This is a genomic window from Roseovarius litorisediminis, assembly GCF_900172295.1.
In the GTDB taxonomy this organism is placed as follows: domain Bacteria; phylum Pseudomonadota; class Alphaproteobacteria; order Rhodobacterales; family Rhodobacteraceae; genus Roseovarius; species Roseovarius litorisediminis.
Genome location: NZ_FWFL01000002.1, coordinates 289,940 through 303,112, shown reverse-complemented (window position 1 = coordinate 303,112; position 13,173 = coordinate 289,940). Strand labels below are relative to the sequence as shown.

The window sequence follows — 13,173 nt, the reverse complement described above, 5'->3', positions numbered from 1 at the left end:
TTATTGCGCGCGCGATTGTATTTCAAGGCCGTATAAGGCGATTCTGCATCGCGGCGAAAACACAAAAAGGAGGCCCTTCATGGCACTGGATTCTGATATCGGCATCGCGCCCTATGATGCGCCTGAGAAAGACCTCTATGAGGTTGGTGAAATGCCACCACTTGGATATGTTCCCAAACAAATGTACGCATGGGCGATCCGCCGCGAGCGCCACGGTGAACCTGACAAGAGTTTTCAGGTCGAAGTGGTGGACACCCCGGTGCTGGACAGCCACGAAGTACTGGTTCTGGTGATGGCAGCGGGCGTGAATTACAACGGTGTCTGGGCTGGACTGGGTATCCCGATCAGCCCGTTCGACAGCCACGGGGCCGACTATCACATCGCCGGCTCTGACGCGTCGGGCATTGTCTGGGCAATCGGAGACAAAGTGAAAAACTGGAAAGTGGGCGACGAGGTTGTTATCCACTGCAACCAGGACGATGGCGAAGACGAAGAATGCAACGGCGGTGACCCGATGTTCTCGCCCAGCCAGCGCATCTGGGGTTATGAAACCCCAGATGGATCGTTTGCCCAGTTCACCAACGTGCAGGCCCAACAATTGCTGCCCCGCCCCAAGCATCTGACCTGGGAGGAAAGCGCCTGTTATACGCTGACGCTGGCCACTGCCTATCGGATGCTGTTCGGACATCACCCGCACGAACTCAAGCCGGGTCAGAACGTGCTGGTCTGGGGCGCGTCGGGTGGCCTGGGATCATTTGCAATCCAACTCATCAATGCAGCTGGGGGCAACGCCATCGGTGTTATCAGTGACGAGGAAAAGCGCCAGTTCGTGATGGATTTGGGGGCCAAAGGTGTCATCAACCGAAAAGATTTCAAATGTTGGGGTCAACTGCCCACCGTAAACACGCCTGAATACGCCGCATGGTTCAAGGAAGCCCGTAAATTCGGCAAGGCGATCTGGGACATCACCGGCAAGGGCAACAACGTCGATATCGTGTTTGAACACCCCGGTGAGGCCACGTTCCCCGTGTCCAGCCTTGTCTGCAAAAAAGGTGGCATGGTGGTGATCTGTGCGGGGACCAGCGGTTTCAACTGCACCTTCGACGTACGTTATATGTGGATGCACCAGAAGCGTTTGCAGGGTTCGCATTTTGCGCATCTCAAACAAGCGGCTTCGGCCAACCGGTTGATGGTGGAACGTCGGATTGATCCCTGCATGTCTGAAGTGTTTCCGTGGGACGAAATTCCGCAGGCGCACCTGAAAATGCTGCGCAATGAACACAAGCCTGGCAATATGGCGGTATTAGTACAGGCCCCTAGGACCGGGCTGCGCACGGTCGAGGATGTGGTCGAAGCGTCAAAGTGATCAAGGCCGTTTCCGATCTGGTAACATTAACCCGCGAACAAACCTGTTGTTCGCGGGTTTTTTGATCGAATAAATTACTTCTGTTCAAAGTCATGCCGTTAGCGTTTCAAGCTCTCGCTATTTTGGGGGAGTTAAAAAGCGTGAATACTTTAGTAAATAATATCGTGCTAAAGTTGTATTACGTCTTTATCAACTACCATAAAGAGACTTAATATGCATAATGAGTGGATACTCGACGTTCTGGCTGATCTAAAGGCATTCGCCCGGAAAAACGGGATGAATGTTCTGGCCGAGCAACTGGATGATACCAGGTTGCTGGCCGCGACCGAGCTGGCGTTGACTGGGGAAGGACTTTCACGCGATGAAACCGGCGCCGCCACTGCGGTTGGACATGATTTTGGAGGATCTGGAAGGCGCCTCTGAACAATCTGCTCTGCAGCAGGTTGCAGAGGATTTGCGTGAATATTTCACAATTGATCATCTGGTATATCATTGGGTCAGCGCTGCCGGAGATCAGTACGGGTGCGGAACCTATCCGCCGGCCTGGGTGCAAAGGTATATCGAACAGGAATACCTGCGTGTCGATCCTGTTATTCAGGGCTGTTACCAAAGGTTCAATCCGGTCGACTGGAAGCAGCTTGACTGGTCCAGCAAAGCTGCCCGAAAGTTTCAGCACGAGGCGATTGAACACGGTATCGGCAATCAGGGATATTCGGTGCCGGTGCGCGGGCCAAACGGGCAATTCGCGTTGTTTTCAATCAGCCACAATTGTGACGATGCCACCTGGGCCAGTTTTACGGAAAGGCACCGCCGCGACCTGATCCTGATTGCGCATTACTTTAACCAGAAAGCGCTGGATTTCGAACCTGACCGCAAACCGGAAGCAGCCAAAGCCCTGTCCCCGCGCGAGGTGGATGCCATCACCCTGATCGCAATGGGATACAACCGGGCGCAGGTGGCCGAAATACTGACCATTTCCGAACATACCTTGAGGGTCTATATTGAATCCGCCCGGTTCAAACTGGGGGCGATCAACACGGTGCATGCGGTTGCACGGGCGCTAAGCCGCGGGCTGATTGTGATCTGACGCACCCGTCAAATTCCCTGATCCCGGCGCGGTGTGATGCAAGGGCGAAAACAGCTTTAGAAGGCAGATTTCAAACTGCATGAGCAGCAGAAAACGCCTACAATTTTTAGCAACGCACGCTAAATCCAAGGTCCGTTAACCATAGTCGCCTACTCCCATTGGTCATCGAACAAAAGGGGGCTGTGATGCTGCGATATGTTTACGGAGATGATCTGCACTGTTTTCCACGTCTGCGCGATACCATGTTCCGGGACCGCGCCGATCAGTTCAAAACGCGCCTGAACTGGGAGGTCAGCGTTGATTGCAACGGCGAAGAACGGGACGAATATGATACGCTGAACCCGCTTTACGTGATCTGGGAGCGTACGGATGGCGCGCATGGCGGATCGGCACGTTTTTTGCCAACGACGGGTCAGACCATGGTCAATGACCATTTCAGCCAGCTTCTGGATGGCGAAAGCATCACCAGCCCGCTGATCTGGGAATGTACCCGATTTTGTTTGACACGAAACGCCGGGCCGCATGTGGCGGCCGCGTTGATGCTGGCAGGCGGCGAAGTGATGCGCGGTTTTGGAATCAAGCACTATGTCGGCGTTTTCGACGCCCGGATGGAGCGGATTTATCGTCTGCTTGGGTCAACGCCTGAGATTCTGGGCAGCTAGGGGGAAGGCCGCGACCGGATCAGCGTCGGCCTTTGGCAATTCAGCAACGGGGCCCGCCAACGCGTGGCGCTGCGCGCCGGGCTTTCGCCGGAAATATCCGAGCACTGGTTCCGCCGAAGCTTTGGCACAATCGAACCGGCGCTTCAGCAATCAGCATGATCCTTTGACCCGGCTTGCGCCGCCGTGATTGTAGGCTGAAAGGGCCGGGTTTTGCTGGTGCAGCACGGGACGTGGTTGTAGGGTTCAAAAATGTCCGCGACCGCCATTTCCTATTCTGATGACCAGGCCGAAGCCCACGACCGTATCGCCGAGGCGCTGCGCGGCGCAGGCATTGATCTGGACGAGGGGTTGCTGACACCACCGCGCGACGACAAGCAAAGCGTAATGGCGGTGATTGGCAAGGCGGGATCAGGTAAAACGCTTTTGCTGGCCGCGCTTTACAGGGCGCTGGAAGAGGCCGGCGTTGATGTTGTTTCCGGCGATTACGAGGGCAAGCGGCGACGCGACCGGAGAACCCTTGCCATTCTTGCGCCAACCAACAAGGCGGCCAGTGTATTGAGGATGCGCGGTGTGCCGGCCACCACGATCCACCGCATTCTTTACACCCCGGTCTATGACCCCGAATATGAAAAGGTCGCCGAATGGCTGGCCGGCCATGGTGAACGCCCCGAGATCGAGGGGCTGACCGACGTGGCGCTGGATCGGGCACTGGCGTTCTATCAGACCAACAAATCCATCCCCGGCGCGCTGGCCGTGGCAGGCTTGCGCGGATCGGATTTCATCACCGGCTGGAAACGCCGCGAAGAACCACTGGATGTGGGTTTTGTCGATGAATCCAGCATGCTGGATGACAAGCAGTTTGAAGACCTCAAAGAAATTTTCCCGACACTGCTGCTGTTTGGCGACCCTGCGCAATTGGCGCCGGTCAAGCAATCAGGCTCGATGGTGTTTGACGACCTGCCTTCGGCCGCCAAGCTGGAATTGCACCGTGTGCACCGGCAGGATGCCGACAACCCGATCCTTGATCTAGCCCATGCACTGGCCGATCCTGCGCTGGAATTTCACGATTTCGAACGCATGATCGAAGATGCGGCAAAACGCGATGAAAGGGTTGTCTGGGCCCAGCGGGTTGAGGTGGACCTGATGGCGCGCAGCCCGGTCCTTGTCTGGCGCAATGCAACCCGAATCCGCCTGATCACGGCCTTTCGCGCGGTGCACGGCGCCCCGGATACCGAATTGGTTGAAGGCGAGCCTCTGATCTGCGACGGGATCGAACTGCCGCTGAAACACCGCAAGAAACGGCTGGATCTTGAGGCGCGCGGGCTGATCAAGGGCGCGCAGGTGATCTATCTGGGCCCCGGGCGCAAGCCGGGGTTTTCGCGGTTGCATGTGATGGGCGCCGAGGACCCACAGGTGAGCGCTGCCAGTATCGTGAAGATTGAAAAACCGGATGAGGAAGAGCCGTTCATTCCTTTCGCCGCGCGCATGGGGGCGACCTTTCTGCACGGATCAGCGGTGACCATCCACAAGGCACAGGGCAGTCAATGGCGCGATGTGCAGGTCTTTGCACCCGACATTTATGTTGCCTCGAAAATGGGCCGGACCGAGGCCGGTCAACCCCTGTGGAAACGGCTGGCTTATGTTGCCATCACCCGGGCCGAGGAACGCCTGCACTGGGTGGTGCGCAACCGGCTGTCAAAACCCACAGGGCCATTGCGGGTGGACGATCTGCGCGTGGCCCCTGTGCCGCTGGAACTGGAGGTTGAGGCATGAAATCTATTCTGATCACCGGGGCAAGCTCGGGTATAGGCCGGGCGACCGCGCTTGAATTTCTTCAGGCGGGCTGGCGCGTTGGACTGATTGCACGACGTGCTGAGGTTTTGCAGGATCTGGCGCAGGCCCACGACAACGCCATGGCCCTGCCATGTGATGTGACTGATGCGGGCGCGATGCAGGCTGTCTTTGACAGCTTCGTGGCCCATGCGGGCCGTTTGGATGTGCTGTTCAATAACGCGGGCATGTTCGGCCCCTCCGCCCCGATTGATGAGGTTGAGATCGATGCCTTTGATCAGGTGATCAATGTCAATGTCCGCGGCATGTTCATCGCCGCACGGCTGGCCTTTGCGCAGATGCGTCGGCAAGACCCACAAGGCGGGCGGATCATAAACAACGGATCATTGTCGGCACATAACCCGCGCCCCGGATCGATTTGTTACACCACCAGCAAACACGCGATCACCGGCATGACCCGCAGCCTGTCACTGGACGGGCGCGCGTTTGAAATCGCCTGCGGACAGATCGACATCGGCAATGCGCGCACCGAACTGGTGGACGACCTGAATGCGCGTATCCTGGCGGAAGACCCGAAGGCAGACCTGATGCCGATGATGGATGTCGCGGACGCCGCGCGATCGGTCCTGCACATGGCGCAGATGCCAGCGCAGGCGAATGTGCAGTTCATGACGGTGATGGCCACCAAGATGCCCTATATCGGGCGCGGGTGACGGGCGGTGCCCGACCGCGGGAGGGCGCACATCCGGTCAAGGCTGCCGCTTTATCGTGCAACCAACATCCAACGATTTTATTGGAGTTCAACGTTGCAAAAGCGCCCGCCTATGGGGCGGTCAGGCGCTGCCCGGCGGCGCGATGCGCCTTGAGTCCGGGCAAGGTGTCAGTTCTGCAAAGGGCTCAAACCAGCCTTCGGAAAGTATACTTACCCCCGCCGCAGCATTTGGAATGCTGCTGATGCCCCCCACCCGGCAATGATCGCAATTGCCAGAGACATCAGCCCGTACACGAACGGTTGCTGACGCGACAGATTGTACAGCCAGCGTTCCAGGCCCACCTTGCGCACATCGATGTTTGTTTCAAACACCGAGATCACCTTGCCGCCACGGGTCAGGAAAATACGTGTGGCATAATCGCCTTCGGTCAGGTTTGACGGCATCGCAATCGAGGTTCGGAAAAGGGTCTGCTGATCCACCACCACCTGATTTTCCAGAATTTGATACAGCCCGTTGGCCTTGCGGATACGCACAACGGCCTCGGCGAATGACTGCGCGCCGCGAATGTTCATTGCAGCGCCCACAGACCGGATCGCCCGTTTGATTGATATCCTGTAACGCAGGTCTTCGACGTCTTTCAGGACGTCCTTGAACGGATTGCTGGTGGCCACCGCATAAAAACTGGGGGCAGAATCCACCAGGACGCTGTCAACATTCACCCAGATTCCGAATTTCTTTTCCTTGCGGCGCACCATCACCGGATGATCCGGTCCCGAGACAGTTACGATCACCTCAAGCGGTTCGTCGGTCGGAATTGGTTGTTCGCGTTTTACCGCGCCAAAAATCAGAATATCAGAGCCGTCGAAATTGGCCGTGATGGCGACCTTGTCCTGGCTGAGACCAAGCACCACCTCTTCTGCGGCGCTTGCCGGCAGGGCCAGAAGACATAGCAATGCAATCCAGCGGAGCATGGTCTAATGCCCCCCGCTTTTGCCAAGCGAATAAAGCTCGGACGGCATAAGAAGAAGATCAAGGCCCAGTTTGAAACAGACAGCCAGCACCATCATGGCCAGCAGGATGCGTAGCTGTTCGGCCTTCATCTTGACGCCGATCCGCGTGCCGATCTGCGCACCGACCACGCCACCGACCAGCAACAGAACCGCCAGCGCGATATCCACGGTATAGTTCGTCGTGGCGTGCAGCATGGTGGTAAAGGCGGTCACAAAGATAATCTGAAACAGCGATGTGCCGACAACCACCTTGGTGGGCATTCCCAGCAGATAGATCATCGCGGGCACCATGATAAAGCCACCGCCGACACCCATGATTGCCGCCAGAATGCCAACACAGACCCCCACGATCAGTGGGGGGATGACGCTGATGTAAAGCCCCGACGTGCGGAAGCGTACCTTGAACGGCAGCCCGTGAATCCAGTTATGCTTTTTGCGTTTGGGCGCCTTGCCTTTTTTCGTGTTGCGAATCGCGTTCAGGCTTTCGATGAACATCATGCCGCCGATGACGCCCAGAAAGACCACATAGCAAAGCTTGACCAGAAGATCGACCTGGCCCAACGCCTTGAGGTAGTTGAATAACACCACGCCAACGGCCGCGCCGAGCAGACCACCGATCAGCAACACCGTACCCATTTTCAAGTCTACGGTTTTTCGCCTGAAATGTGCGAGAACACCCGAAAACGACGAGGCAACAATCTGGTTCGCCTCGGTGGCCACAGCCACGGCCGGGGGAATACCGATGAAAAACAAAAGTGGCGTCATCAGAAAGCCGCCACCAACACCGAACATGCCGGACAATATGCCAACCAATCCACCCAGCCCCAAGAGCAGGAACGCGTTAACCGAAACTTCGGCTATGGGAAGGTAAATCTGCATGGTCCGTCCTACCCCCAGTTCCGCGCGAATTGCAAGAGATCAGCAGGGGTGAAATGCCGCAGGCCTGATCAATTCATCAAATCTGGACTTAATATTCGCGAACTCTGAAGGTCTTTGGGGCGGATTCAGCAGAATATCGCAGTGCAGACAGTGGTCGTTCAGTTTTCGGATGTGGCCAGTTTGTAGGCGGCAAAGGTGAAAAACGCGCCCAATGTCAATTCGATCCAGCGCCGTCCAGCGCTATAGGCAAGGCGCACGGGGTGGGCTGACAGGGCCATCGCCCACGCGCCATGGCAGATGAATGAGATCAGGAAGGCCCCAGCAATGAAGATCGCGACGATACCCGTCCCGGCCCCGTCGGTTGCGCCGACCGAAGCGATGGCCAGCCAGAAGGCAATCGCTTTGGGGTTGGTGATCTGCAACAAATATCCGGCCATGAAATGTTTCCCCGCCGCGCGCCTCTTGCCCGTGACCGGCTGCAAGACCGGGGGATTCAGCGCCTTGCGGAACGCACCACATGCCAGGTACAGCAGATAGGCGGCCCCGATCAGGCGCAGCAGGCTTATTGCCCATGCAGCCTGCGACAACAGCAGCCCAACGCCCAGCATGGTAAGAAGATTGATGGTCGTACTGCCCACGGCGATGCCCAGTGTGGCGGCCAGCGCAGGCACCCTGCCTTGCGATGTGGCAATTCCGATCAGCATGGCCACCGAGGGGCCCGGCGATGACGCCCCCACCAGAAGGATCGTGTAAGCAGCGATGAATCCGGGAAGGAAGAGGGAAAGATCGGTCATTTTAATTTATTTGCTATCAGGGGTGCGCCTATATCAAGCCGCAGATTTCCTGTTCTGTCCAGATTTAACGCTTCGCTTCTGAACGAACTATGTGTGATGCGTTTTCGCCAAGCTGCTTTTGCAGAATCAGCGCATCTACCCTGCTATTGTCCGGTGTCTGATAATAGTTTTTCCGCCTGGCCGTTTCGGTGTAGCCCGCCGCCAGGTACAGGGCCAGCGCGGCCGCGTTATTTTGGGCAACTTCAAGAAACGTTCGGGTGGCGCCACGTTCTGCGGCCGTCGTTTCATAGGCAGTCAACCGGGCCCGTGCCAGGCCAAGGCGACGGTGATCAGGGTCCGTTGCCAGTGTCAGCAGTTCAGCGTCGTCGCCGATAACGCGGCCCAGGGCAAATGCCCGCGCGTCGCCCACCCCAAAGCACAGCGGGCTTTCCAGCAGATCGGCGAACTCTGACGCAGACCAGGCCCTGCCAAGGCTGGCGAAAGCCCGGGCATGCAGGTGGGCCATCTGCTCAGGCGTCATTGTCCAGAATCTTTGGCGGCTGGTCACGCGCGGGGGCTGCATCAGCCGGTTTGATATAAAGCGGCGCGGCGGCGGCAATGCCATCCTGAGGCGTCTGGGATGAGATCAGGGCGATCAGCGCGGCCAGCCTGGCGGGTTGTGGTGGCCCAATCAGAGGCGCTGCAGCGCTGGTCGCTGCCTCCCGGGTGGCCAGCACTGGTGCCTGCCCCTGATGCCGGATGTAAAATTGATCCCGAGGGGCCGGAATGGCCGGAAGATGGGGGAAGGCATGGTCTTTGGCAATTGCATCAAACGTGCTTACGCCCACAGCCTGGATGCCCAGAGAAAGCGCCAACCCGCGTGCAGCAGACACCGAGATTCGGATGCCGGTAAAATTGCCGGGCCCGATACCGACACCGATCCGATCCAGATCCGACCAGTTTGCACCGTTGTCGCCAAGCACCTCTTCTAGCAGCGGAAACAGCCGTTCGGCCTGACCACGCCCCATGTCTTCGGCAACTGACGACAAAATCACATTTCCACGCAACAAAGCGGCCGCGCAATGCGCGGCCGATGTATCAAACCCCAGAACCAGAGGCTCAGACACCAACAGGGCGTACCTCGGTCACTTCGGGGATGTAGTGGCGCAACAGGTTCTCGATGCCCATCTTAAGGGTGATCGTGGACGAGGGGCAGCCGGCGCAGGCCCCCTGCATATGCAGATAAACCACGCCGCGATCAAATCCGTGAAAGGTTATGTCGCCCCCATCCTGTGCCACGGCCGGGCGTACGCGCGTATCCAGAAGTTCCTTGATCTGGCCAACAATCTCGCTGTCTTCGCCGTCATGCTCTGCGTGGCCGGATGGCGCGCTGGCCTCGCCAATCATCACCGGCTTGCCGGACTGGAAATGCTCCATGATCGCGCCCAGGATGGCGGGTTTGATATGATCCCATTCGGCGCTGTCAGCCTTTGTCACGGTCACAAAATCATTGCCGAAGAACACACCATTCACACCTTGGACCTTGAATATCCGATCTGCCAGTGGCGATTTTTCTGCGCCTTCCGAAGTTGGAAAATCTGCGGTGCCGGTCTCAAGCACGGTCTGGCCGGGCAAAAATTTAAGCGTCGCAGGGTTTGGAGTTGATTCTGTCTGGATAAACATGGGCAGCACCTTTCGCGTGTGCCTCTGATATGCGCATCTCAGGTCGGCAAGTCAAGGTTTAGAACTATTCTAGATTGGAGGGAAAATCGGTATTGAACCCAGAAAATCAACTCCAAAGCCGTGATACACAGTCAGGGCTTTCAGGGCCTCAGTTCAGCTTTAGGCTACGCAAGATCCTGGCGGTATAGTCATCAAAATTGGGCAACCGGCCGCGGGTTTCGGATTTGTGTACCGCACCGATTTCGACATAAGTATACCAGACGCGATCCAAGGCCGTATCGAAGCCAAGACAACGCACACCTGAAACGTCAACACGGGCAAGGTATTTGCCAGAACGCTCGGATACATGAGCGTCTTCCATGAAATACAGGCATTCATCCAACCCTCGTTGCGCCTTTGTCGCGCGTGCCGGACGTACGCTCTGGGCTATGATCTGAATCCTTCCGCGCCCCGAATCGCGCTGTTTGACGGCCATCTTCTCAAAATGTTTCAGGGCGCCACGCATGTAACCGCGTGGATTTCCGATAAATTTCTCTCGTGTGACACCAATCTGCTTTGCAAAGGCATTGATCGTAAACTTGTCGAAAACCAGATCGATCTTGATTGATGTGCCCCCTTGCAAAGGAATCTTACAGGTAACCACCCCCCCACGATCCTTTAACTGATTGCGGCACTCAGACGGAAACGCAAGCAAGGCGCCGCTATAGTCCGGGCCAGCAAGGGTTTGTGACGGCAACATCAGGCTGACCAGCAAAAATAAAGCGTTCAAAAAGATCTTTGGCATCGACCCTCACCCTTCTCTGAACCTTTGCGGCTAGTCTGCTGCGCAAAAGAGATGCTCGCAGTCTGTCAAATACCTCATCTTTTGGCATTGATGCGCATCAATGACCGGTTTTTGCGCAATGCCACGCCGGTAAGGCAGGACGGGAGCGGTTACAAAGGTGGTTCGCGTTCTGCGCGATCAGGTGATCGCTTCCAGCCGCTCTTTTGACAGATCGCCGGGTACAATTGTGATCGGAATCGGCAATGAGCCCGAGCTTTTGGTCAGTTGCGTCACAAGCGGGCCTGGGCCCTTTTTACCGGTGCCCGCCCCCAGAACCAGAACACCAATATCGCTGTCTTCCATGACCTGTGCCATGATTTCGTCAACAGGTTCGCCTTCACGAATCACCAGTTCGGGATCGATACCCTGTTTGTCGCGCATCCATTTTGCGAACACCTCGAAATGCGCATGAATCCGTTCACGGCTTTCTTCGCGCATCAGATCACCGACACCGATCCAGTGATTGAATTCTTCGGGGGCAATCACGGCCAGAATTTCAACCCCGGCCTGAGTATGGGCTGCGCGCATGGCGGCAAACCGCATGGCATTAAGGCATTCGCGGCTTTCGTCCAGCACGACCAGAAACTTACGCATGATTGTATTCTCCTCGGCCTGGGATCATGAAGGTAAATGCCACACGGGGCAATACTTGTAATCTGCCGCCTGAAGGCGGCAGGCACATCTAGTCGAACGTTCCGGCGACACGCCCCAACAGCATAAAGGCGCGAGCCGTACGGGTATCGGACAATTCGGAAATTTCAGCGTCACTGGCAGTGTCTGCGAATTGCGTGAACATCCTGTCGTAAAGCCTCAGGAAATGATGCGCAGCATCGCGAAAGATCGTGTCTTTTTTCATCCGCGCTGACGTCAGCGCCAGCGATGTCCTGTCGCGAATACCGCCAAGGGCGGCCATGGGGCGGCCCCTTTCACCTTCGGCGAAACGCCGCCAAATTTCGGGGCGTGCCATGTCGGGGCGCAGGTCATCCATATAGATACCGTCATGCGACAACAGGGTCAGCACATCCTGCGCGGCCTGAATCAGCTGTGCTGTCTGGCGATCTTTCAGGGCTTTGCGTAATGCGGCAAACCCGGCTTTGTCCTCGGCTGTCTCGGGGAAATTCAGCGCCCGGATGAAATCAGGCCGCTCCAGTGGCGGCTGCATGTCCTCGGCGGTAGTGCCTAGTGGCAGGGCCACCTGATCATCGCTTGTGGCGATATTTTCAACCTTTTTGGCCGGTTGCCGGACGGGCACGGGCATTCGCGAGGTCGAAAACGTGGCCAGTGCGCTTTCGGTCTTGCGCTGTGCGGCAGCAATTTCATCCAGCTTTTTGGCGACTGAGGGCTCGGTCACGGTGTTGCGGCTTTGGCTTTCGGCCACATAGGCATGGCGAATCGCATCAATGGACGCTTGCAAGCGCTGGCTTTCTTCACGCATCACGCGCGAAGCCCGGGCCGCGATCGCGGCCACCCAGATCATCGCAACCGGCATGAACACCGCCAGCAGGATCATCACAAACTGCATTGCCCCGCCAGAACCCTCGGCCGTATCGCCGGGCATCATGACGATGAAAAAAATCGCCGTGCCCAAAAGCCAGATAAACGACAACGCAAGCGCGATCACATCGACCGGGGTGATCTGATCATTTTTAATCTTGTCGTAAACCCCCAACGATGTTGGGGTCAAAGCCTTGCGTTCGGACATTTTTTCAGCCTGTTAAATATAGGCGATTTTTAGCACTTCGTAGGATCGCTCGCCACCCGGCGTTCGTACTTCGACGCTATCACCCTCTTCTTTGCCGATCAGAGCTCGGGCAATGGGTGATCTGATGTTCAAGAGTCCGTTTTCGATTTTCGCTTCGTGCTCGCCGACGATCTGATAGGTTTTTTCCTCGTCAGTGTCTTCGTCTACCAATGTGACGGTCGCACCAAACTTGATTGATCCAGACAGCTTCGTCGGATCAATTACCTCGGCCAAGCTCAGAATGCCTTCGATTTCCTTGATACGCCCTTCGATGAAGGACTGCTTTTCCTTGGCAGAATGATATTCGGCATTTTCGGACAGATCGCCATGTTCGCGCGCCTCGGCGATGGCACGGATGATGGCGGGCCGCTCGACGGATTTAAGCTGTTTCAGCTCAACCTCCAGTGCCGAATGTCCACCCTGTGTCATCGGGATCTTTTCCATTCCTGTCGTCCACTGTAATTGCGGGGCGGCCATGGCCGGGCCCGTCAGGTCTGTTTCAAAATTCGCGCCAGATTGCCCCGAGGGGCGGTGTCTTTGCAATAGGCGAAGCGACTATGCGGCGCAATCCTGTCTCATTGCGTGGAAAATTGCCGTTTTCAGCCGGTTTTAACGTCGTGTTCCAATTGACGTTGCGCTAAATGG

Annotated in this window: 15 protein-coding genes and 1 pseudogene; 6 read left to right on the top strand and 10 right to left on the bottom strand. The window is 56.9% G+C overall.

Going from position 1 to position 13,173, the window contains the following annotated elements; translation table 11 throughout:
• Positions 1 to 79: 79 nt before the first annotated feature.
• The 6 genes and pseudogenes from ccrA (at position 80) to PEL8287_RS04820 (ending at position 5,619) form a co-directional block, all read left to right on the top strand.
• Entirely contained in the window at positions 80 to 1,366 is a 1,287-nt protein-coding gene (gene ccrA / locus PEL8287_RS04845) for a crotonyl-CoA carboxylase/reductase (protein WP_085891223.1), read from the top strand.
• 213 nt (positions 1,367 to 1,579) lie between these two features.
• Positions 1,580 to 1,789 carry a hypothetical protein gene (locus PEL8287_RS04840; RefSeq protein WP_085891222.1) on the top strand — a complete coding sequence of 70 codons (210 nt, stop codon included), beginning with the start codon at positions 1,580 to 1,582 and terminating at the stop codon, positions 1,787 to 1,789.
• Positions 1,728 to 2,453 (top strand): helix-turn-helix transcriptional regulator, encoded by a 726-nt coding sequence (locus PEL8287_RS04835; RefSeq protein ID WP_085891221.1) that lies wholly within the window; start codon positions 1,728 to 1,730, stop codon positions 2,451 to 2,453. The genes PEL8287_RS04840 and PEL8287_RS04835 overlap by 62 nt, the downstream gene beginning before the upstream one ends.
• Positions 2,454 to 2,638: 185 nt before the next feature.
• Positions 2,639 to 3,274 (top strand): annotated as a pseudogene (locus PEL8287_RS04830) (acyl-homoserine-lactone synthase).
• 90 nt (positions 3,275 to 3,364) lie between these two features.
• Entirely contained in the window at positions 3,365 to 4,888 is a 1,524-nt protein-coding gene (locus tag PEL8287_RS04825) for an AAA family ATPase (protein WP_085891220.1), read from the top strand.
• Positions 4,885 to 5,619, top strand: a complete 735-nt coding sequence (locus PEL8287_RS04820; RefSeq protein ID WP_085891219.1) for an SDR family oxidoreductase — start codon at positions 4,885 to 4,887, stop codon at positions 5,617 to 5,619. The genes PEL8287_RS04825 and PEL8287_RS04820 overlap by 4 nt, the downstream gene beginning before the upstream one ends.
• A gap of 209 nt (positions 5,620 to 5,828) precedes the next feature.
• On the opposite strand, the gene PEL8287_RS04815 is transcribed toward PEL8287_RS04820, so the two are convergent.
• The 10 genes from PEL8287_RS04815 to greA all read right to left on the bottom strand — a co-directional run bounded on the left by PEL8287_RS04815 (position 5,829) and on the right by greA (position 12,972).
• Positions 5,829 to 6,590, bottom strand: a complete 762-nt coding sequence (locus PEL8287_RS04815; RefSeq protein WP_085891218.1) for a TIGR02186 family protein — start codon at positions 6,588 to 6,590, stop codon at positions 5,829 to 5,831.
• Positions 6,591 to 6,593: 3 nt separating this feature from the next.
• A complete protein-coding gene (locus tag PEL8287_RS04810; protein ID WP_085891217.1) occupies positions 6,594 to 7,508 on the bottom strand; it encodes a sulfite exporter TauE/SafE family protein in 915 nt (304 codons plus the stop codon).
• Between the two features lie 158 nt (positions 7,509 to 7,666).
• A complete protein-coding gene (locus PEL8287_RS04805; protein ID WP_085891216.1) occupies positions 7,667 to 8,302 on the bottom strand; it encodes a LysE family translocator in 636 nt (211 codons plus the stop codon).
• Positions 8,303 to 8,366: 64 nt separating this feature from the next.
• Positions 8,367 to 8,822, bottom strand: coding sequence for a GNAT family N-acetyltransferase (locus PEL8287_RS04800; RefSeq protein ID WP_085891215.1), 456 nt, complete (start codon positions 8,820 to 8,822; stop codon positions 8,367 to 8,369).
• Positions 8,812 to 9,411 carry a tRNA (adenosine(37)-N6)-threonylcarbamoyltransferase complex dimerization subunit type 1 TsaB gene (gene tsaB, locus PEL8287_RS04795; protein ID WP_085891214.1) on the bottom strand — a complete coding sequence of 200 codons (600 nt, stop codon included), beginning with the start codon at positions 9,409 to 9,411 and terminating at the stop codon, positions 8,812 to 8,814. Before tsaB ends, PEL8287_RS04800 begins: the two co-directional genes overlap by 11 nt.
• Positions 9,401 to 9,964 (bottom strand): NifU family protein, encoded by a 564-nt coding sequence (locus PEL8287_RS04790; RefSeq protein ID WP_085891213.1) that lies wholly within the window; start codon positions 9,962 to 9,964, stop codon positions 9,401 to 9,403. The genes tsaB and PEL8287_RS04790 overlap by 11 nt, the downstream gene beginning before the upstream one ends.
• Before the next feature lie 148 nt (positions 9,965 to 10,112).
• Positions 10,113 to 10,748, bottom strand: a complete 636-nt coding sequence (locus tag PEL8287_RS04785) for a hypothetical protein (RefSeq protein ID WP_085891212.1) — start codon at positions 10,746 to 10,748, stop codon at positions 10,113 to 10,115.
• Positions 10,749 to 10,925: 177 nt separating this feature from the next.
• Positions 10,926 to 11,381: a universal stress protein gene (locus PEL8287_RS04780; protein ID WP_085891211.1), complete on the bottom strand. Its 456-nt coding sequence runs from the start codon at positions 11,379 to 11,381 to the stop codon at positions 10,926 to 10,928.
• Between the two features lie 88 nt (positions 11,382 to 11,469).
• Entirely contained in the window at positions 11,470 to 12,489 is a 1,020-nt protein-coding gene (locus tag PEL8287_RS04775) for a hypothetical protein (protein ID WP_085891210.1), read from the bottom strand.
• A 12-nt stretch (positions 12,490 to 12,501) separates the two neighbouring features.
• Positions 12,502 to 12,972, bottom strand: coding sequence for a transcription elongation factor GreA (greA, locus tag PEL8287_RS04770; protein WP_085891209.1), 471 nt, complete (start codon positions 12,970 to 12,972; stop codon positions 12,502 to 12,504).
• Positions 12,973 to 13,173 lie beyond the last annotated feature (201 nt).